18 protein-coding genes are annotated in these 18,373 nt (G+C 73.0%); 10 read left to right on the forward strand and 8 right to left on the reverse strand.

Annotation, left to right across the window (positions count from 1 at the left end):
- Positions 1-57: 57 nt before the first annotated feature.
- The 3 genes from AC156L_RS28850 to AC156L_RS28860 are packed head-to-tail and all read left to right on the forward strand — an operon-like array spanning position 58 to position 1,687.
- Positions 58-750 carry an AzlC family ABC transporter permease gene (locus tag AC156L_RS28850; RefSeq protein ID WP_330876698.1) on the forward strand — a complete coding sequence of 231 codons (693 nt, stop codon included), beginning with the start codon at positions 58-60 and terminating at the stop codon, positions 748-750.
- Positions 743-1,072, forward strand: a complete 330-nt coding sequence (locus tag AC156L_RS28855) for a branched-chain amino acid transporter permease (RefSeq protein WP_330876699.1) — start codon at positions 743-745, stop codon at positions 1,070-1,072. Before AC156L_RS28850 ends, AC156L_RS28855 begins: the two co-directional genes overlap by 8 nt.
- Positions 1,073-1,093: 21 nt before the next feature.
- Entirely contained in the window at positions 1,094-1,687 is a 594-nt protein-coding gene (locus tag AC156L_RS28860; RefSeq protein ID WP_330876700.1) for a TetR/AcrR family transcriptional regulator, read from the forward strand.
- A gap of 4 nt (positions 1,688-1,691) precedes the next feature.
- Here AC156L_RS28860 and AC156L_RS28865 read toward each other — a convergent pair whose 3' ends face one another.
- Together AC156L_RS28865 and AC156L_RS28870 are read right to left on the reverse strand one after the other, a co-directional pair.
- Positions 1,692-2,474 (reverse strand): SDR family NAD(P)-dependent oxidoreductase, encoded by a 783-nt coding sequence (locus AC156L_RS28865; RefSeq protein WP_484407432.1) that lies wholly within the window; start codon positions 2,472-2,474, stop codon positions 1,692-1,694.
- 160 nt (positions 2,475-2,634) lie between these two features.
- The gene (locus AC156L_RS28870) at positions 2,635-3,492 is read right to left on the reverse strand and encodes a poly(ethylene terephthalate) hydrolase family protein (protein WP_330876702.1); all 858 of its coding nucleotides are present in this window, start codon (positions 3,490-3,492) and stop codon (positions 2,635-2,637) included.
- 187 nt (positions 3,493-3,679) lie between these two features.
- Here AC156L_RS28870 and AC156L_RS28875 point away from each other — a divergent pair, with 187 nt between their 5' ends.
- A complete protein-coding gene (locus AC156L_RS28875) occupies positions 3,680-6,124 on the forward strand; it encodes a LuxR family transcriptional regulator (RefSeq protein ID WP_330876703.1) in 2,445 nt (814 codons plus the stop codon).
- Positions 6,125-6,131: 7 nt separating this feature from the next.
- On the opposite strand, the gene AC156L_RS28880 is transcribed toward AC156L_RS28875, so the two are convergent.
- Positions 6,132-7,382 (reverse strand): ABC transporter substrate-binding protein, encoded by a 1,251-nt coding sequence (locus tag AC156L_RS28880; RefSeq protein ID WP_414719908.1) that lies wholly within the window; start codon positions 7,380-7,382, stop codon positions 6,132-6,134.
- 243 nt (positions 7,383-7,625) lie between these two features.
- On the opposite strand from AC156L_RS28880, the gene AC156L_RS28885 reads away from it, so the two are divergent.
- Positions 7,626-8,063 (forward strand): hypothetical protein, encoded by a 438-nt coding sequence (locus tag AC156L_RS28885; protein ID WP_330876704.1) that lies wholly within the window; start codon positions 7,626-7,628, stop codon positions 8,061-8,063.
- Positions 8,064-8,304: 241 nt separating this feature from the next.
- Positions 8,305-9,099, forward strand: a complete 795-nt coding sequence (locus tag AC156L_RS28890; protein ID WP_414719906.1) for an NPP1 family protein — start codon at positions 8,305-8,307, stop codon at positions 9,097-9,099.
- Between the two features lie 36 nt (positions 9,100-9,135).
- On the opposite strand, the gene AC156L_RS28895 is transcribed toward AC156L_RS28890, so the two are convergent.
- A complete protein-coding gene (locus AC156L_RS28895) occupies positions 9,136-9,951 on the reverse strand; it encodes a helix-turn-helix transcriptional regulator (RefSeq protein WP_330876705.1) in 816 nt (271 codons plus the stop codon).
- Positions 9,952-10,052: 101 nt separating this feature from the next.
- Between AC156L_RS28895 and AC156L_RS28900 the strand changes: the two genes are divergently transcribed.
- Positions 10,053-11,099, forward strand: a complete 1,047-nt coding sequence (locus AC156L_RS28900) for an LLM class flavin-dependent oxidoreductase (RefSeq protein ID WP_330876706.1) — start codon at positions 10,053-10,055, stop codon at positions 11,097-11,099.
- Positions 11,100-11,103: 4 nt separating this feature from the next.
- On the opposite strand, the gene AC156L_RS28905 is transcribed toward AC156L_RS28900, so the two are convergent.
- On the reverse strand, positions 11,104-12,384 hold the full coding sequence (locus AC156L_RS28905; RefSeq protein WP_484407434.1) for a class I tRNA ligase family protein: 1,281 nt from the start codon (positions 12,382-12,384) through the stop codon (positions 11,104-11,106).
- Positions 12,385-12,566: 182 nt separating this feature from the next.
- Here AC156L_RS28905 and AC156L_RS28910 point away from each other — a divergent pair, with 182 nt between their 5' ends.
- Together AC156L_RS28910 and AC156L_RS28915 are read left to right on the forward strand one after the other, a co-directional pair.
- Complete coding sequence (locus tag AC156L_RS28910; protein WP_330876708.1) at positions 12,567-13,052, forward strand: SsgA family sporulation/cell division regulator; 486 nt, start codon at positions 12,567-12,569, stop codon at positions 13,050-13,052.
- Between the two features lie 21 nt (positions 13,053-13,073).
- Positions 13,074-13,883 (forward strand): arylamine N-acetyltransferase family protein, encoded by an 810-nt coding sequence (locus AC156L_RS28915; RefSeq protein WP_330876709.1) that lies wholly within the window; start codon positions 13,074-13,076, stop codon positions 13,881-13,883.
- A gap of 76 nt (positions 13,884-13,959) precedes the next feature.
- On the opposite strand, the gene AC156L_RS28920 is transcribed toward AC156L_RS28915, so the two are convergent.
- The 3 genes from AC156L_RS28920 to AC156L_RS28930 are packed head-to-tail and all read right to left on the reverse strand — an operon-like array spanning position 13,960 to position 17,236.
- Positions 13,960-15,330 (reverse strand): class I adenylate-forming enzyme family protein, encoded by a 1,371-nt coding sequence (locus AC156L_RS28920; protein WP_330876710.1) that lies wholly within the window; start codon positions 15,328-15,330, stop codon positions 13,960-13,962.
- Positions 15,330-16,427, reverse strand: a complete 1,098-nt coding sequence (locus tag AC156L_RS28925; protein WP_330876711.1) for a 3-dehydroquinate synthase II — start codon at positions 16,425-16,427, stop codon at positions 15,330-15,332. Before AC156L_RS28925 ends, AC156L_RS28920 begins: the two co-directional genes overlap by 1 nt.
- Positions 16,424-17,236, reverse strand: a complete 813-nt coding sequence (locus AC156L_RS28930; RefSeq protein WP_330876712.1) for a 2-amino-3,7-dideoxy-D-threo-hept-6-ulosonate synthase — start codon at positions 17,234-17,236, stop codon at positions 16,424-16,426. Before AC156L_RS28930 ends, AC156L_RS28925 begins: the two co-directional genes overlap by 4 nt.
- Before the next feature lie 181 nt (positions 17,237-17,417).
- Here AC156L_RS28930 and AC156L_RS28935 point away from each other — a divergent pair.
- A partial coding sequence (locus AC156L_RS28935) for a LysR family transcriptional regulator (protein WP_330876713.1) occupies positions 17,418-18,373 on the forward strand: 956 nt, incomplete at its 3' end.

Raw genomic sequence — 18,373 nt, forward strand, 5'->3', positions numbered from 1 at the left:
CAGTCTACGGGCAGAAGACGACACCACATCACGTCCGTTTCGAAATATGGTTTCCCCATGTCCCGCATCGCACCCCTGGCCCGCCGAGCGCTCCGCGACACCCGGTCCGTGAGCGTCGCCTTCCTCGCCCTCGGCGCGACGCTCGGCGTCCTGGTCGTCCACTCCGGACTGGAGTGGTGGTGGGCCACCGCGTTCACCTCGCTCGTCTACGCGGGCTCGCTGGAGTTCCTGCTCGTCGGCATGGTGGTCGCCGCCGCCCCGCTGGCGACCGTCGCGGTGACCGCCTTCCTGGTCAACCTGCGGCACGTCTTCTACGCCGTCTCCTTCCCGCTGCACCGGATCCGGGGCGCGGCGGGCAAGGCGCTCGGCACGTTCGGCCTGACCGACGAGGCGTTCGCACTCGTCACGGCCGCACCGCCGCACGAGTGGACGGGCGCGCGAATCCTGTGGCTGCAAGGCTTCTGCCAGCTCTGCTGGGTCGGCGGCGCGACCGCGGGCGCGCTGCCGGGCCCACTGGTCCCCTCCTCCGTCGCGGGCCTGGAGTTCACCCTGACCGCGCTGTTCGTCGTGCTGGCCCTGGACGCCCACCACACCCGGCGGGACGTGCCGACGGCGGTCACCGCCGCGCTGAGCGCCGTCGGCGCGCTGCTGCTGTTCCCCGAGCGGATGCCGCTCGTGGCGATGGCGCTGTTCACCGCGGGCCTGCTCGTGCGGCGAGCGGCGTCGACCAGGAGGCGCGCCGATGCCTGACCACGCCTACGTCTGGGCCGCCGTCGGCGTCAGCGCCGCGGTCACGTGGCTGCTGCGCGCGCTGCCGTTCGCGGTCCTCGTGCCGCTGCGCGACTCCGCGGTCCTCGCCTACCTCGGCCCGCGGATGCCCGCGGGCGCGATGCTGGTGCTCGCCGTCCACACCCTGCGCGACACGCACCAGTCCTCCGCGCCGGCGGTCGTCGTCGGGCTCGCGGTGACCGCCGGCCTGCACCTGTGGCGGCGCAACGCGGTGCTCAGCGTCCTGGGCGGCACGGCGGTCCACGTGGTGCTCCTCACCGCACTGGAGTTGTCAGTCCGGTGACCGGTGGTTAGCGTCGGGATCATGACCAGGACGTTGACGGCCAAGGGCGCGGCGACCAGGGCGCGCATCGTCGAGGGCGCGGCGGAGCTGTTCCGCACCGGCAACGTCGTGACCACGACGCTGGACGACGTCCGGCTCCGCACCGGCACCAGCAAGAGCCAGCTCTTCCACTACTTCCCCGACGGCAAGGAGCAGCTGCTGCTCGCCGTGGCCGAGCTGGAGGCCGAGCGCGCCGTGGAGGACGGCACGTTCTGCCTCTCTCACCTCACGACGTGGGCCGCCTGGCACGAGTGGCGCGCGACCGTGGTCGACCGCTACCGCTCCGAGCGCGACGGCTGCGCCCTGAGCGCCCTGTACCTCCAGCTCGGGCACGGCACCCCGGCGGCCAAGGCGGTCCTGCGGCTGCTGCTGGGCCGCTGGGGCGACCAGCTCGCGGCGGGGATGCGCGCGATGCAGGCCTCGGGCGAGCTGTCGCCGTCGTTCGAGGTCGACCGCGCCGCCCCCGCCCTCCTGTCGGCGTTGCAGGGCGGCGTGACGATCCTGATGGCGACCGGCGACAGCTCCCACCTGGAGGCGGCGCTGGACGAGGCCATCGAGCGGATGCGCGCCGCCTGAGCGGTCACGCCGCCGCCGAGTACCAGTTCCCGTCGAACCGCAGCGTGATCCCGGTCAGGAAGTCCGCCACCGGGCTGGCCAGGTACGCCACGGCCGAGGCGATCTCCTCCGGCCGCGCGATCCGGCCGATGTCGTTGGGCGCCACCGCCCGCACGACCTCGGACTCCATCTCCTCCCACGTGCCGGTCAGGCCACGGGCGCGGCCGACCTCGGTGAGCCGCGTCCTCGACGCGGGGGTGAGGATGCCGCCGGGCGCGACCACGTTCGAGGTCACCCCGGACTCGCGCAGGTCACGGGCGAGCGACAGGGACAGGTTGTCCCGCGCCGCGTTGGTCGCGTTGTAGTGCGGCTGCACGGCCAGCGGCATCACCGACATCACGCTGCCGATCTGGACCACCCTCCCCCACCGGCGCTCGCGCATGGACGGCACCAGCCGCTGGACCATCCGCACGCTGGAGATCACGTTGGTGTTGTAGATGTCCGCCCAGTCGGCGGACGTCGCGGTCGTCCAGCTCTTCGACATGTCGAAGACGCCGACGTTGTTGACCAGGACGTCGATCCGGCCAGCCGCCCGCGCGACCTCGTCGGCCCCGGCGTCGGTCCCGACGTCGCCGATCGCGGTGGTCGCCGTCCCGCCGTCGGCCTCGATCTCCTCCACCACGGCGGCGGCGCGCGCCGCGTCCCGCCCGTGCACCACCACCTCGGCGCCCTCCGCCGCCAGTGCCTTCGCGATGGCCGAACCGAGTCCGGAGCTCGACCCGGTCACCAGCGCCCGCTTGCCCGTCATCCGCAGATCCACCGTGCGTTCCACCTTCCTGGGTTGTGGAACCCACGGTGCCCCGCAAAAAATGGACCGGCAAGTCCAGTCTTGGGGTCCTCCGCGGATGGACACGCCGAACGCCGCGACGACTGAGGGATCGTCGCGGCGCCGGGCAGGGAGCGGCGGGTCAGGAGTTGGGGCAGGTGTTGCGGTATTCCTGCACCAGGGTCCCGCTGGACGGTCCGGGGCAGAGGAACTGCTCGTAGCGGGTGTCGTTGTCGATGAAGCGCTTGAGCCAGGAGATGCTGTACTTCGCGACCGTGACGTTGGCGCTGGTGGGCGCGCCGTGGCTCGCGTTGTTCAGCTCCAGGTACGCCTTGTCCGGGGCCGAGCTGAGGCTGGTGTAGAACGGCTCGGCGTGCTGGGCGACCGGGGCGGTGGTGTCGTTCTCCGCGCCGATCACCATCGTCGGGACGCGGACCGTGGTCCAGCTCTTGGTCGTGTGCCACGGGGCCAGCGGGATGGCCGCCTGCAACGCCGGTCGGGTGCGGGACGCGGCCAGGGAACCGCCACCGCCCATCGAGTGGCCCATGACACCCAGGCGGGTGCCGTCGACGCGGGTGCGGGCCGCGCTGGAACCGGTGAGGTAGTCGAGCGCCGCCAGGAGCTGCGCGCCGCGGCTGTCGGGCTGGTCCAGCGTCGAACTGGTGTCGATGGTGAACACGACGAAGCCCTGGGACGCCAGGCGCGGACCCAGCCAGCTCACGCTGGACTGGGAGGCGGTGAAGCCGGGCGAGATGGCGATGCCGCCGAACGTGCCGTCGGCGGTGCTGGTCGGGTAGTAGATCGTGCCGCCGCCGAAGCCGGAGACCGAGGACCGCGAGACGGTGGTCGTCGTGACGGCGTACGGGCCGCGCGCCGCCTCGACGCTGGCGGTGGTGGGGGCCGGTCCGCGTTCGTAGGGGTTCGCGGCGGCCGTCGCGGGCACGGCTGTGACGCCTGCCAGCAGCACGGCCAGCGCGGGGATCAGGTTGCGGAGTCGCACAGGGAAGCTCCTCGTTCACGCAGGGGATGAACACCGCTGACCTAACGGCAGCGCCGCGCCCGCGCGCATCGGCGGATGTGCCGGTCCACCGCAACCCCGACCGCAACCCCCGCGCGCCGGGGCATCGGTGGGAACACCCGACTCGCGGCGGTTCCCACGGCCGCCGGGATGTGGCAGAACTGGGACCATGCTGCTTGGACGTGACCGGCAGCGCGTCGCCGTGGACGCGGTGCTCGATCGCGCCCGTGCGGGCCGCGGCGGTGCGCTGGTGCTGCGGGGCGAGGCAGGCTCCGGCAAGACGTCCCTGCTGCGGGCCGCGCGACAGGCGGGCGCCGACTTCGACGCCGACGGCGACCGGCGGGTGCTGCTGTGCGTGGACGACGCGCACCTGCTGGACGCGGCGCACCTGCTCGACCTGGTGGCCGCCGTCGAGGCCGAGCCGGTGGCCGTGCTGATCGCGACCGAGGGGTCGACGCACGGGCTGCCGTGCGTGGAACTGGAGCCGCTGGACCACGCCACGAGCATCCGGGTGCTGCGGGACCTGCGGCCCGGCCTGTCACCGGACCTGGCCGACGACCTGGCGCACACCGCGTGCGGCAACCCGCTGGCGCTGGTGGAGCTGTCCCGTTCGCTGACCAGCGAGCAGCTCGGCGGCGCCGCGCCCGCTCCCGCAGGCCTGCCGGGCGACAGCTCGCTGCGCAGGCGGCTGCGGGCCCGGCTGGAGGCGCTCTCCCCCGCCGCGCACCGGGCCCTCGCGATGGTGGTCGTGGACGGCGACGTCGACGTCGACACGCTCGTGCGTCTGCCGGACCTCGGTGTCGCCGCCGTCGAGGAGGCCGCCGCGCTGATGGACCCCAGGCCGCTGGTCCGGGAGACCCTGCGCACGGAACTGACCCTGTCGTCCCGCTACGCCGCCCACGCCGCGCTGGCGGAGGTCCTGCCACCGGGTCCGCGCCGCACGTGGCACGAGGCCGCGCTGGCACCCGGCGCGCGGGACGCGCAGGCGGACGCCCTGGCGCACGCGGCGGCGCTGGCCCGCGGCCGGGGCGACTACGCCGCGGCGGCCCGCGACCACGGCCGCGCCGCCGTGCTGACCACGGGGTCCGACGAGCGGGCGCGCAGGCTGGTGGCGTCGGCGGCCGACCACTGGAAGCGCGGGGTGCCCCACCGGGCCCGAGCGCTGCTGCGCGAGGCCACGCCCCTGTCGGACCGGGTCGAGCTGCGGGCGCTGGCCGACGTCGTGCGCGGTGGCCTCGACCTGGGCAACGGCCTGCCCGACACGGCCGCGCGCAGGCTCATGGGGGCGGCGGGTGAGCTGCTCGGCAGCCGCAGGGCGCTCGCCATCACCGCGCTCGGGTTCGCGGGCGAGGCGGCGGCCATCGCGGGCGACCACCGCCTGCACGGTCAGGTGGCCGACTTCGCCGCCTCGCTGCGGTCGGCCGACGACCCGCCGGGGACGGCGCTGACGCTGGACCACCTGACGGGCACCGCCGCGAGCTACGCGGGCAGGCACGCCGAGGCGTTGCCCGCGCTGCGGTCCGTGGTCGCGCTGGCCGACCTCGACCCGGCCCCGCAGTCGAAGGTCTGGGGCGGTCACGCCGCCTACATCCTGGGCGACGCCGCCAAGGCCCACGAGCTGGCGGGGCGCGGGGTGACCGCCGCGCGGGAGAGCGGCCTGACCACGCTCGTGCCGTGGGCGCTGACGTGCCGCGCCCTGTCCGCGCTGATGGTGGACCAGCACGCCGCCGCCCACACGTCCGCGTTCGAGGGCGTGCACGCCGCCACGGCGGCGGGCCAGCACAACGCGGTGGTCGACCACCTGGCCGTCCTCGCGCTGCTGGCCGCGCTGCGCGGCGACGCGGACACCGCCGCGCACCGGATCGACACGGCGGGCGAGCAGATCGACCAGCGCGGCCTCGGGCGGTGCGGCACGATCGGCGCCTGGGCGAACGTGTGCGTCGACCTGGCCCGCGACCGGCCGTCCGACGCGCTGCGCCGCATCCCCCCGATCGCCGCGGGCGGCGTGCACGCGGGCATCAAGGCGATGGCCGCGCCGCACCTGGTGGAGGCCGCCGTGGCGTGCGGTCGCCCGTCCACCGCCGACCGCGCGCTGCGCCGCTTCGACGACTGGGCGCACAGCACCGGCAGCCCCGGCAGGCTGGCGCTCGCCCACCGCTGCCACGCGCTGGTCTCCACCGGAGGGGAGGCCGACGAGCACTTCGACGAGGCGATCCACCTGCACCAGGTCAGCGGTACGACGATGGAGCTGGCCAAGACCGAGCTGTTCCACGCGACCCGGCTGCGCCGCAACCGCAAGCCCAAGCGGGCGCGGGAACTGCTCCGCGACGCCGTGCGCCACTTCGAGCACCACGAGGCCGACTACTGGTCGGACCGGGCCCGCGCGGAGCTGCGCCTCGCGGGTGAGCCCAGCACCGAGCCGAAGGCGGGGCGGGCCGCCGAGCTGACGCCCCAGCAGTCGCAGATCGCCAGGCTGGTGGCCGAGGGCGCGACCAACCGCGAGGCCGCCGCGAGGCTGTTCCTCAGCCAGCGCACCGTGGAGCACCACCTCCGCAACATCTTCACCAAGCTCGGCATCCGCTCCCGCGTCGAGCTGACCAAGGTCTTCAGCTGAGCGGGCGCTACTTGGCGAGCTTCGTCGCGCCCTCCACGGCCTGGCGCCACGCCTCGTCGACCTCGGTGCCGTTCTCCACGGCCTGGAGGGCGTCGGCGAACACCTTGTCCTGGATCTGGCCCGCGGCGGGACCCTTGTGCTGCGCGGTGGAGACCTTGTTGGCCTGCTCCGCGAACAGCGCGCCGACCTTCGCGTTGCCGAAGTACGGGTTGGTCTGGTTGAGCAGCGCGGGTGAGAGCAGCGCCTCGTTCTGGCTCGGGAAGGCGCCCTTGGCGGTGAACGCCTTGATCTGCTGCTCCGGCGCGGTCAGCCACGCGGCCAGCTCCGCGGCCTCCTTCGGGTGCTTGCCCTGCTTCGGCACGGTCAGGAACGAGCCGCCCCAGTTGCCCGCGCCTCCGGGGAACGAGGCCGTGACGGCCCACTTGTCCTCGTTCTCGGGGCCGGACTGGGCCTCGATGACGCCGAGCATCCACGACGGGCAGGTCTTCGTGGCGAAGGCGGCGGTCTTGAACGCGGTGTTCCACTCGTTGCCGAACGCCACGAGCTTGGCGGACTGGCCGCCCTCGACCGCGGCGGTCACCTGGTCCCAGTCCTTCTTCACGGCCTCGTTGGTCTCCACGACCAGGTTGTCGTCCAGGTCGTAGTAGCCGACCTTGTTCTGGTTGACCATCGCGTTGAACACCTGGGAGGCGCTGTCGAACCAGGCCTTGTCGGACTTCGCGACGAACTGGGCGCCCGTGGCGAAGTAGCTCTCCCAGGTGGCGAACAGCTCGCCGACGGCCTCGGGGTCCGACGGCAGGCCGACGTCCTCGAACAGGTCGCGGCGGTAGCACATCGCCATCGGTCCGATGTCGGTCCCGTAGCCGATCAGCTCGCCGTCGCGGTTGCTGGCGGTGTCGGACTTCCACTGGAGCCAGCGTTCGGCCGTGACGTCGGGCGGCCCGATCTGGTTCAGGTCGTTGAACTGGTCGGACTTGGCCATGACCTGGTTGATCCAGCCCTCTTCGACGGCTTCGACGTCGGCCAGCCCGGACCCGGCCGCCAGCTTGGTGAACAGGGTCTGGTGGTGGTCGTCGGCCTTGCCGGTCTTGCGGTGCGTGATCCGCACGTGGGGGTGGGTGTCCTGGTACTGCTTGATCAGGTCCTCGTAGCCGAACTCGTTGAACGTCGCGATGGTCAGTTCGACGTCGTCGACAGCGGTCGAGGCGTCCTCACCCCCGCACGCGGCGGTGAGGGAGAGCAGCGCGGCGCAGGTCAGCGCCGTGACCCGTCTGTGGGCACGGTGGGGCACGTGTCGACTCCTCTGGCTGGGGGCAGGGGGAACTGGGAGCGCTCCCAGACAGGGAGTGTGCGCAGCGCCACACGACAGTGTCAAGGTTTGGTGTCCAGCCCGTTACCGTTGATCACAATCCCGCTGATCTGCGGAAACGCTGGGTATCGCCACCAATCCCGTCCGTTACCGGGCCCGTCACACCCGAGGGCCGCGCGCCGTCCGGATGACATGACCACCAACGCTCGACGGATCGTCCTGCTCCTCCTCGCGCTCACGGCCGCCGTCGTCGGCTCGTGGGCCTACCTCGCCCCCGTGCACTGGTACTCGACCTTCCCCGGCTTCGGCAGGCGGTGGCTGCCGGTGCTCGGCCCGTACAGCGAGCACCTGGTCAAGGACGTCGGCGCGATGTACCTCGGGCTGCTGGGACTGAGCCTCGCCGCCGCGTGGCGCGCGACCGACACGTTCACCGTCCGCGTGGCGGGCGTCGGGTGGACCGTGTTCAACGTCCTGCACCTCGCCTACCACCTCCAGCACCTGGGCATGTACCAGCCGATCGACCAGGTGCTGAACGCCGTGGCCCTGTCGTCGTTCGCGGTCGCGGGCGCGGTCCTGCTGCTGCCCGCGAGGGCGACGCGACCGGCCGCGGTCGCGGAGGCGCGCACCTGAGCACGCCTCCGAGGTCTCACCGGCGCGGCGCCCGGCTCCGGGGTGCCCGCCGGGTGTGATCACTGTTCTCCTGCCGCGTCCCGCGCATTCATCGGACGTCCCACCCACCGCCACTTGACTTCGATCTCATATTCGCAACACTTCTTCATGTTTGGCCCTGGTGACGGGCCTCACACCGGTAGCGCACACCGAGCCGCCGCGGTGGTCGCGGGTCGTTTGGACGAGGAGCACCATGCGAGCAGTGAGTTCACGGACGTCGGAGCGTCCACCGGTACGGCGGCGGGCCGGGAGGGTGTCGTTCGTCCTGGGCACCGTGGCGGCGGTGCTGTTCGCGAGCGCGGGGGTCGCGCTCGCGGACCCGCCGCAGGCGCTCGACTGGTCAGCCCCCTGGGAGGACCGCACCTACGAGCCCGCCTTCGACTACGACGGCGACGGCTGCTACCCCACCCCCGCCATCGGCCGGGACGGCACCATCGCCCCCGGCCTCAAGACCACCGGCGCGGTCAACGGCAGCTGCCACGACTCGTGGGACCTGGACAACACCAACGCGTACTCGCGGGTGAAGTGCAACAACGGGTGGTGCGGCTACATCTACGGCCTGTACTTCGAGAAGGACCAGGCCGTCGCGGGCTCGGGACTCGGCGGGCACCGGCACGACTGGGAGCACGTCGTGGTCTGGGTGCAGAACGGCACCGCGCAGTTCGTCTCGACCTCCGCGCACGGCAAGTACAACACCTACGCCCGCAACCAGGTGGCGTGGGACGAGACGGGCAACCACCCCAAGGTGGTCTACCACAAGGACGGCCTGTCCACGCACTGCTTCCGGCTCGCGGGCTTCGGCGAGCAGCCGGAGAACCACAAGGGCACGTGGCAGTACCCGCCGCTGGTCGGCTGGGACGGCTACCCCGCGGGCCTGCGGGACCGGCTGACGTCGGCCGACTTCGGCTCGGCCCAGTTCGGCCTCCGCGAGGGCTCGTTCTCGGGGGAGCTGTCGAAGGCCAAGCCCGCGAGCATCCCGTTCAACCCGAACGGCTGACCTGACGAGGGCCGGGGAGGCGCGGCCTCCCCGGTCTCAGGACACCAGCGAGTCCAGCAGCCGCAGGCGCTCCGCCGAGTCGGACCCCGGCGCGGCACCGCTGAAGATGACCCGCTGGCCGGGGTCGTCGGGCAACCGGAGGCTCTCCTCGTTCAACGTCATCCGCCCCACGAGCGGGTGGTCGTACTGGCGCACCGAGTGCAGGCACTCCGCCACCGGGTGCGTCGCCCAGATCCGGGCGAACTCCGCGCTCCTGATGCTCAGGTCGCCGATCAGCTCGGCCAGCAGCCGGTCGTCGGGCTGGTCGCTCGACGCCATCCGCAGGTACGACGCCGCGTTGCGGGCCTCGGCCTCCCAGTTCACGACCAGGTCCCGCATCGCGGGCTCCAGGAACACCTGCCTCGCCAGGTTCGGTCGCTCGTCGGGCCTGAGCCCGAGCAGCGCGAACCCCAGCCGGTTGCCGCCGAGCAGGTCGGTGCGGCGGCCGACGATGATCACGGCCTGCTCGGTGGTGCCCTCGGCCAGCGCCAGCACCGGGTCCCGCACCACCTCGGGCCCGGTCTCGCGGCGGGTGACCTGCGCGGGCCACGCCAGGCGCAGCAGGTGCAGCCGCTCGCCCTCGTCCAGGCGCAGCGCGTTCGCGAGGGCCTCCATGACGGAGTCGGACATCTGGTGGCTCTCGCCCTGCTCGATGCGGGTGTAGTAGTTCACGCTCACGCCCGCGAGCCGCGCGACCTCCTCGCGCCTGAGCCCCGGCACCCGGCGCGGCGTGCCGTAGGTCGGCACACCGGTCTCCGCGGGCGACAGCGCCGCCCGCCTGGACCGCAGGAACTCGCCCAACTGCTCGCTCATGCCCCCATCGTCCTTCCCCGTCCCGGCCCGTGCCCTCCCCTGTCGTGGGTACCCACGAGGTGGTGGGGCGCGGGCACCCGCACCCGGTTCAACATCGGGGCATGACGACGTATTCGAGCGGCACCACGCTCGGTCTGGACACCTTCGGCGACGTCCTCACCGACGACGCGGGAGCGCCGATGTCCCACGCCGAGACCCACCGAGGCCTGGTCGACCACGGTGTGCTCGCCGACCAGGTCGGACTCGACTTCTTCGGCATCGGCGAGCACCACACGGAGGAGATGCCCCTGTCGGCGCCGGACCTCGTGCTGGCCGCCGTCGCGGCCCGCACCTCCCGGATCCACCTCGGCTCCGCGGTCACGGTGCTCAGCTCCGACGACCCGGTGCGGGTGTTCCAGCGGTGCTCGACGCTGCACGCGCTCTCCGACGGCCGCGCGGAGGTGGTCCTGGGACGCGGGTCGAGCACCGAGTCGTTCCCGCTGTTCGGCTACGACCTCGCCGACTACGACGAGCTGTTCGAGGAGAAGGTGGACCTGTTCGCCCGGCTGCTGGAGGAGGAGCCGGTGCACTGGTCCGGCCGGACCCGGCCGCCGCTGACCGGGCAGCGGGTCGTGCCGCGCACCGAGTCCGGCCCGATCCCGACGTGGATCGGCGTGGGCGGCAGCCCTGAGTCGGTGCTGCGCACGGCGCGGCACGGGATGTCGCTGATGCTCGCGGTCATCGGCGGCCCGGCGGCGCGGTTCCGGCCGTTCGCCGACCTGTTCCGCGAGGCCCAGCGGCGGCTGGACCGGCAGGCGAGGCCGATCGGCGTGCACTCGCCCGGCCACGTCGCCGACACCGACGCCGCCGCGCGGGAGCAGCTGTTCCCGCACTACCTGGAGGTGCTCACGCGGATGTCGCGGCAGCGCGGGTTCCGGCCGCCCAGCAGGGAGGTGTTCGAGCAGGAGGTCTCCGAGAACGGCTCCTGGTACGTCGGCTCGCCCGAGACCGTCGCCCGCAAGATCGCCGCCACGCTGCGGACGCTCGGCGCGACCCGCTTCGACCTCAAGTACGGCATCGCGGGCCTCCCGGCCGGTGCGGTGCTGCGCAACATCGAGCTGTACGGGACGAAGGTCGCGCCGATGGTGCGCGACCTGATGGCCTCCTGACCGGTCAGAGCCGCCGCAGCAGGTCCTGGTGCGGCGGCAGCGCACCGGTCAGCGTGATGCACTGCTGGGCGATCCGCGTGGCCAGGGCGGGCACGAACGGAGTCAGCTCGCGGGCCAGCACGCGGCAGGCCGACAGCTGGGCCGCGAGCACGACGTCGAGCCTCCTGCCCGCCGCGGCGTCGCCGCCGCGGTCGGCGCGGGCCAGGTCCCACGGGCGGGCGAGGCGGGCGAACGCCCGCGCCTCCTCCACGATCCGCCACACGGCCGTGGTCGCCCGCTCGAAGTCGACCGAGGCGAGCGCGTCGCGCACCCGTTCGGGGGCCTCGCGGCACACCGCGTCCAGCGCCTCGGCGCCCTCGACGGGCCCGGTGGCGACCGGCGGCTTCCCGACGCGGTAGCGGTGGACCATCACGGTGACCTGGTCGACCAGGTCCGCCAGGCCCTTCAGCAGGTCGCCGTTGCCCCGCGAGACGACCCGCGACGCGGCGGAGGCCGTCGTGCGGGGCGCGTCGCGCAGCAGCCACCACCGCACCGCGTCCGAGCCGTACCGCCGGGCCAGGTCACCGGGCCAGGCGGACTCGTCCTCCCGGCTCTCGACGTCGTCGAGCACCAGGACGTCGGTGGGCAGCGGCAGGCCGGCGGACAGCAGCACCGCGGGCCAGTGCACGGCGTGCGAGCGCAGCAGGCGGTGGGCCACCACGTGCGCGCGGCGGTCGCCGCCGGTCCACCAGCGCCGCACGTTCGGGCCGTCGACGCCGTGGCCGAGGCTGGTCACGTACGTGGCGACCTCGTCCCACCACGGGGCGACGAACCGGCCGGGGTCGCCCGGCACCGGGATGGTGCCGGGCCCGGAGGCCGCGACGTCCGGGAGCCCCCGACCGAGCAGGTCGAGCACCTCGTCGCGGTGGACGGCCGGTTCGACCCCGACCTTGCCGCCGCCGATCAGGTCGCGGAGCCGGTCGACGTGGCGGGACAGCCGGAAGTACCAGGTCCCCGCCTCGACGTGGAGGTCACCGGCCTCGGCGCACGCCAGCCAGAGCCGCTCGACCCCGGCGGAGTGCCTGCCGTCGCGGCCGGGGCCCGCGAACTCGGTGTAGGACAGGGCCAGCGGCTCCCGCAGCTCGGCGAACGCGTCGGACGCCGCGCCGGTCAGGAACCGCACCCGGTCGCCGAGCAGCCTGCGGTGCCTGGCGAGCACGTCGGCCCGCACGACCTCCAGCGCGTACCCGAGGTCGGGCCGCTCGCCGCGGTGGGCGACGGCGGTGGTCAGGTAGCACCGCGACATCGGGCACCTCCAGGTCTCGGGGCTCCGGCCGGACCGTAGCAGCGGAGCAGGCGCCGGTCCCCCGGTTTTCACCGTCCACAGAGGACTCACGGGCTTTGGTCGCGGTTCGATCACGAAACGCATCCAGGGCCCGCGCCGGGCCTCCTCACGGGAAAGGCCCGCCGCCTGGAAGGACCCGACCGATGAACCGCGGACCCCACTCCTACCAGCACCGCGAAGGCGACGACCAGCAGTGGTTGTCGTGCTTCGGCGTCGACACCACGCACACGGTGGTCGGCAGCAGCACCAGGACCGTCGTGGTGTCGCGCGACGGCTGGCGCCGCAACCGGACCGGCACGCCCGTGTCGCTGAGCTGGTCGACCACCGACCCGTTCGCCGTCGTGCTGCTGCTGCACGACGACGAGATCACGAGCTGGACGTTCTCCCGCGAACTGCTCGCCGAGGGCGGCGGGATCGGGGACGTGCGCGTGCGCCACGGCCTGGTGACCAGCGTCGAGCTGGACTCGCGGACGCTGCGGATCACCCTGCGGCTGTCGGTGACGTGGGTCGAGGACTTCCTCCGCCACACCCAGGACGTGATGCCGCTGGGCACCGAACCGAGCCTGGCCGACGCGGGCGAACCCGCGTGGTCGACCGAACTGGCCCGGCTGTCGGACTGGCCGGGGTGATCCACTCCTAGACTGCCGCGCATGGGACCGCTCGCCGACGCCTACCTGGACCGGATCGGGTACCGCGGCGACGTGGCGCCGAGCGCGGAGGTGCTGGGGGCACTGCACCGGGCGCACCTGGCGACCGTGCCGTTCGAGAACTTCGACGTGCACCTGGACGCCGTCGTGCCGCTGGACCGCGCCACGATCCTGGACAAGGTGGTCGTGCGCCGCCGCGGCGGCTACTGCTACGAGCTGAACACCGCGTTCGCCGAGCTGCTGGGGGCCCTGGGGTTCGACGTGACGCTCGCGTGCGCGGCGATCTGCGACCGCGACGAGGCCGACCCGCACTGGGGCAACCACCTGGCGCTGCTGGTGCGCGTCGGCGGTGGCACGTGGGTCGCCGACGTGGGGATGGGCCAGGGTTTCCTCGACCCGCTGCCCCTGCGCGCGGGCCGCCACGACCGCGGCGGGTTCGACTTCGAGGTCGCCCCCGACGACGACTGGTGGATCGGGATGCACCGGCACGGGCGGCTGCCCGGCTACCGGCTGCGCGAGGAGCCCGTCGACCTGGCCTCGTTCCAGCCGCTGCACCGGTTCCAGACGACGGCGCCGGAGTCGCCGTTCGTGCGGCTGGTGATGGCGCAGCGACCGCACGACGACCACGTGCTGACGCTGGTCGGCACCCGCCTGACGTCGGACGGACCCGCGGGCCGGGTCGAGACGGCCCTGGACACCCACACCGAGTACGCCGCCGTGCTGGCCGAGCGGTTCGGCGTGCCGACCGCCGAGGTCGACACCGCGAGGCTGCACCGGATCGCGCACGCCTCGACCACCGCCCACGCCGGGTGAGCGGTGGTCGAGGCACGAGCGCCACGACCGGCGGCCGGAAGGGGTGCCCCGCGTCGAGGGGCCGAGGTCGCCGGACCTACGGCGACCCGGCCAGCACCGACCGGTCCCGGACCAGCTTCCCGTTCGGCGTCCTGGGCAGCTTGCGCAGCACCCGCACCGCGCTCGGCTGCTTGAAGTCCGCCAGCCGCGCCGCGCACCAGCCGACGACGGTGGCCTCGTCCAGCTCGTCCGACGTCGTCGCCACGTACGCCTCGACCGCGCCGTCGAACACCACGATCGCCTCGTCCACCAGGGGGTGGGTGCGCAGCACGTCCTCGATCTCCAGCAGGTCGATGTTGTTGCCGCCGAAGATGACCAGCGAGTCCGCGCGTCCGTGCAGGGTGAGCAGCCCGTCGTCGGTCAGCTCGCCCCGGTCGCTGGTGCGCCACCAGCCGTTCGAGTAGTTGGCCCCCTCCGGCTGGATGAGGTAGGGCGAGGCGTCCATCCCGACCTCCACCTGCCCGTCGCGCACCCGCAGCCGGATGCCGTCGCACACCGGGCCGACGGTCGGCCGGGTGAGGCCGGTGACGTCCATCGTGAGGATGCCGGTCTCCGTGGTGCCGTAGCCCTGGCCGATCGGCAGGCCGTACAGGGCGGCGAAGCGCTCCTCGACCTCCCGCGGGATCAGCTCGCCGCCGGAGAGCACCCAGCGCAGCGCGGGCAGCGCGGGCGGGTCCTCGACCTGGTTGAGCGCCGCGTAGTGGTGCGGCAGGCCGGTGATCCCCACGACGGCGTGCTCCGCGGCGGTCTCGGCGATGTCCCGCCCGGACTCCTGGGTGGAGAACACGAGGGTCACGCCTGCGTCCAGCGACCGCAGGATGCCGAACGCCAGGCCGAAGCTGTGCGACGTGGAGCTGAGCAGCAGCACCCCCTCCCCCGCCACCGGCATGTTCGGCAGCCGGTTGAACACCTCCACCTCCGTCCGCAGCGACCCCGCGGTGCGGGCGATGACCTTGGGCACGCCGGTGGAGCCGGAGCTGAACTGCACCAGGCAGTGGTCGGTCGACGCGGGCACGCCGTCGGCGTGCGCCTCGGTGACCAGCTCGAAGCGCTCGCGGAACCGCACGGGCGTCCGCCCGACGTCACCCGCGCGCACCACGAACTGGCCGCGGCACCGCGCCCGCAGCGCCTCCAGCTCGACCGGGGCGAGCCTCGGTTCGACCAGCATCACCTGCGCGCCCAGCGACCAGAGCGCCAGCAGCGCCTGGACCTGGGTGAAGCTCGCGGGCGACTGGAGCACCACGGTGCTGCCGCGCCGCACGCCCGCCGCGGCGAACCCGCGCGCGTCGGCCGCGACCGCGGCCCGCAGCCCCCCTCGGGTGACGGAGTCGCGGTGGGTCAGGAACGGGGCGTCGTCGGCGCCCTTCGCCAGCAGGTCGGCGATCAGGTCCTCGATGCGGAGCGTCATCAGCTCTCCCTGCAGAACTCGCCGATGGGGTAGCCCACGTGCCGCTGGTCGGTCGCCACGTAGCCGAGCAGCTCGTCGCCCCGCTGGAGTTCCGTGACGTTGCGGACCTTGCCGCCGGGTCCGAGGACCCGCACGTGCCAGTCGTCCTGCACGATGAGGGTCACCGCGACGCCCTCCGGCGAGTGGGCGGTGATGGTGAGCAGCGGCCGGGTCTCCAGCTTCGCCCTGCCCACCACGACCTTGCGCGTCCGGCCCTCGGCGTTGACCGCGAGCACGGACCCGCCGGACCGGAGTTCGCTCAGGTAGTTGGTGCGGTTGTCCGCGCCGAGCACGTAGGAGTGCAGCGCGCCCGCGTTGACCCGGAAGGGCCGGGTCGGCATGTAGGGCAGCGGGTGGGTCTCGCTGCAGCACAGGACGAACCCGGTGGAGAAGGAGCCGACGAGGATGCCCTCGTCCTCCTCGAAGTGCGTGCACGTGTCGACGCACACGCGGTCGCCGAGTCCGCTGTGCGCCACGGATTCCACGGTGAGGGTGGTGAGCTGGAGCGGGGGTGTGGCGGCCTCCAGGAGCCGCACGACCGCGAACACGTCGTCGGCGCCGCGCGGGGCCAGCATGACGCCGTCCGAGCCGTGCTCCAGGACGCCGAGGACGATCCCGGCCTCCTCCACGTCGGCGCACACGCAGATCAGCTCGCCGCTCGCGCGGTCCGCCGCCGCGATCACGATTTCGAGGGGGATCTTCGTGGGGTCGGTGAAGCTGACCACGGTGTGCGGCAGCTCCACGGCGGCGAGGCAGGCGAGCCGGAGCGTGCGGTCGTCCCGCACCTCCACGAACGCGGCCCGGCCCGTGCCGCGCAGCGCGTGCACGCCGTCCTCGTCGTGCACGACCTGCGCCACCACGTCGACGCCGTGCTCCCCCTCGGGCGGCGGGGTGCCGTCCGGGAGCAGGAGGACTCGCTTCACGGTCGGCGGGAGTGTCGCGAGCACGGCCGGGTCGGCCGCGACGACCGCGCGCGCACGGGCGTGCACGGCGGCGTCGACGACTCCTTCGAGCTGGTGTTCGGGTACTTGGCGGACATCGATCCAAGCGAATTTCACGCGGCACCTGTCGTGGTCGTGATGGGGTGATCGGCGTGGGCGCCCCGGCGGGCGCCCTGGTGGACAGCGGACGAGAGGCCCGCGACGAGGCTGCGGGGAGCCGGGTCGGTGAAGACGCGGCGGCCGATCGCGAGACCGGCGCACCCGGCGCGCATCGCCGCGGCGGCGTACCCGAGCGGGTCGACGTGGTCCACGGGCCCGCCCGCGGCGAGCACGGGGATCGGGCAGTGCGCGGTCACGTCGGCCATGCGGCTGATCGGCAGCGCCATGGAGGTCTTGACGATGTCCGCGCCGAGGTCGGCGGCGATGTTGACGACGTGCGACAGCAGCACCGGGTCGTGCGGATCGGCGATCCGAGGGCCGCGGGCGTAGGCCATCGCGATCAGCGGGACGTTCCACGCGTCGCACGCCGACGCGACGACGCCGAGGTCGGCGAGCTGCCGCTCCTCGGTGTCCGAGCCGATGTTGACGTGGACGCTGACCGCGTCGGCGCCCAGCCGCAGCGCCTCCTCCACGTCGCCGACGAGCACCTTGGCGTTGGTGTCGGCGGCGTGGGCGGTCCCGGCGCTGAGGTGGACCACCAGCGCGCAGTCGCCGAGCACGGCCGGGTCGATCAGGCGGACCCGGCCCTTGTGGACCACGATCGCGTCGGCCCCACCGGCCACCACGGCGGTGATGAGCCCGCCCCAACGGTGGTTGGGAACGACGGGTCCGTCCGAAACGCTGTGGTCGAGCGGGACGAAGAGGTACTTTCCATCGTGCGGCCGTGATAATCGCCTCAGCCGCAGCGCTTTTCGGGTGTCAGACACGGTTGAGCCGCTCCTTCAATTCGGTCGATTCAGCAGACCAGAAAACGGAAGGGGCGGGCAGTATCAGGAAGCGATAACTCGGGAGTTATACCCCTCATACCGAACTGAAGCGCCTTATCGGACCAATTTGGAAATCCGTTCGCAGCAGTCGGTGCCACGCTTCTGCAATAAGGTGTGTCCGGTGCGAGTAGAACTTCGTCACCTCCACGTCGTGCTCGCCGTCGCAGCGGCGGGCAGCATCAGGCGAGCGGCCACCGACTTGAAGATCGCACAACCCGGTCTCACGGCTCAGATCCGGCGGATCGAGCGGACGTTCGGGGGGCAGCTGTTCGTGCGGGCCCCGCACGGGATCGCGCTGACCGAACTCGGCGAGCACGTGGTCCTGCGCGCGCAGGAGATCGTGGAGAAGTTCGACGACCTGTGCACGACCGCCCGCAAGATCGCCGACCGGGCGCACCCCGCGTCCGTGCAGCTGGGCGGCGTCACCGGCACCCTGATCCCGCACCTGGTGTCGGCGGTGCGCCAAGTGCTGCCGGAGCAGGAGATCACGACGCAGATGGAGCGCACCGGCGAGGCCGTCCTCGACCACGTGCGCACCGAGAAGCTCGACCTCGCCGTCCTGGCCGAGTTCGCCCGCACGCCGCCGCGGGTCCCGTTCGGCGTGCACCGGAGACCCCTGCTGACCGAACCCGTCTTCGTCGCGCTGCCCGCGGACCACCGCCTCGCCGAACGTCCGGTGCTCGACCTGGCCGACCTCTCGGACGAGCGGTGGACCATGCCGGAGGAGTCCGTCGGCGGCCCGCGGTCGACGTTCCAGCTCACGTGCGAGGCCGCGGGGTTCACCCCGAGGTTCGAGCACTTCGGGGTCGACCTCGACACGGCGCTCGAACTCGTGCGGTCGGAGAACACCGTCACCGGCGTGCACCCGGCCGTGCGGGACGAGGCCGGGATCGTCGTCAAACCGCTCGTCGGCAACCCCCTGCACCGCAGGCTCGTCCTGGTGTGGCCGGAGAACTCGGCCGTCGCCGACCAGGTCGACCGGGTGCACGCCGGTTTCCTGGCGGGGTACCACCTCCGCGTGCACCGGAGCGCCGCCTACTCGAAGTGGTGGAGCTCCGGTGGAGCGGAGTTCGCCCT

The sequence above is a fragment of the Umezawaea sp. genome, from assembly GCF_057122925.1.

Bases quoted from the DNA above. Each gene is read 5' to 3' on its own strand.
- AC156L_RS28850 (WP_330876698.1), top strand. From the start codon at position 58: ATGTCCCGCATCGCACCCCTGGCCCGCCGAGCGCTCCGCGACACCCGG.
- AC156L_RS28895 (WP_330876705.1), bottom strand. From the start codon at position 9,951: ATGAGCGAGCAGTTGGGCGAGTTCCTGCGGTCCAGGCGGGCGGCGCTG.
- AC156L_RS28855 (WP_330876699.1), top strand. From the start codon at position 743: ATGCCTGACCACGCCTACGTCTGGGCCGCCGTCGGCGTCAGCGCCGCG.
- AC156L_RS28900 (WP_330876706.1), top strand. From the start codon at position 10,053: ATGACGACGTATTCGAGCGGCACCACGCTCGGTCTGGACACCTTCGGC.
- AC156L_RS28915 (WP_330876709.1), top strand. From the start codon at position 13,074: ATGGGACCGCTCGCCGACGCCTACCTGGACCGGATCGGGTACCGCGGC.
- AC156L_RS28875 (WP_330876703.1), top strand. From the start codon at position 3,680: ATGCTGCTTGGACGTGACCGGCAGCGCGTCGCCGTGGACGCGGTGCTC.
- AC156L_RS28865 (WP_484407432.1), bottom strand. From the start codon at position 2,474: ATGACGGGCAAGCGGGCGCTGGTGACCGGGTCGAGCTCCGGACTCGGT.
- AC156L_RS28905 (WP_484407434.1), bottom strand. From the start codon at position 12,384: ATGTCGCGGTGCTACCTGACCACCGCCGTCGCCCACCGCGGCGAGCGG.
- AC156L_RS28860 (WP_330876700.1), top strand. From the start codon at position 1,094: ATGACCAGGACGTTGACGGCCAAGGGCGCGGCGACCAGGGCGCGCATC.
- AC156L_RS28885 (WP_330876704.1), top strand. From the start codon at position 7,626: ATGACCACCAACGCTCGACGGATCGTCCTGCTCCTCCTCGCGCTCACG.
- AC156L_RS28920 (WP_330876710.1), bottom strand. From the start codon at position 15,330: ATGACGCTCCGCATCGAGGACCTGATCGCCGACCTGCTGGCGAAGGGC.
- AC156L_RS28910 (WP_330876708.1), top strand. From the start codon at position 12,567: ATGAACCGCGGACCCCACTCCTACCAGCACCGCGAAGGCGACGACCAG.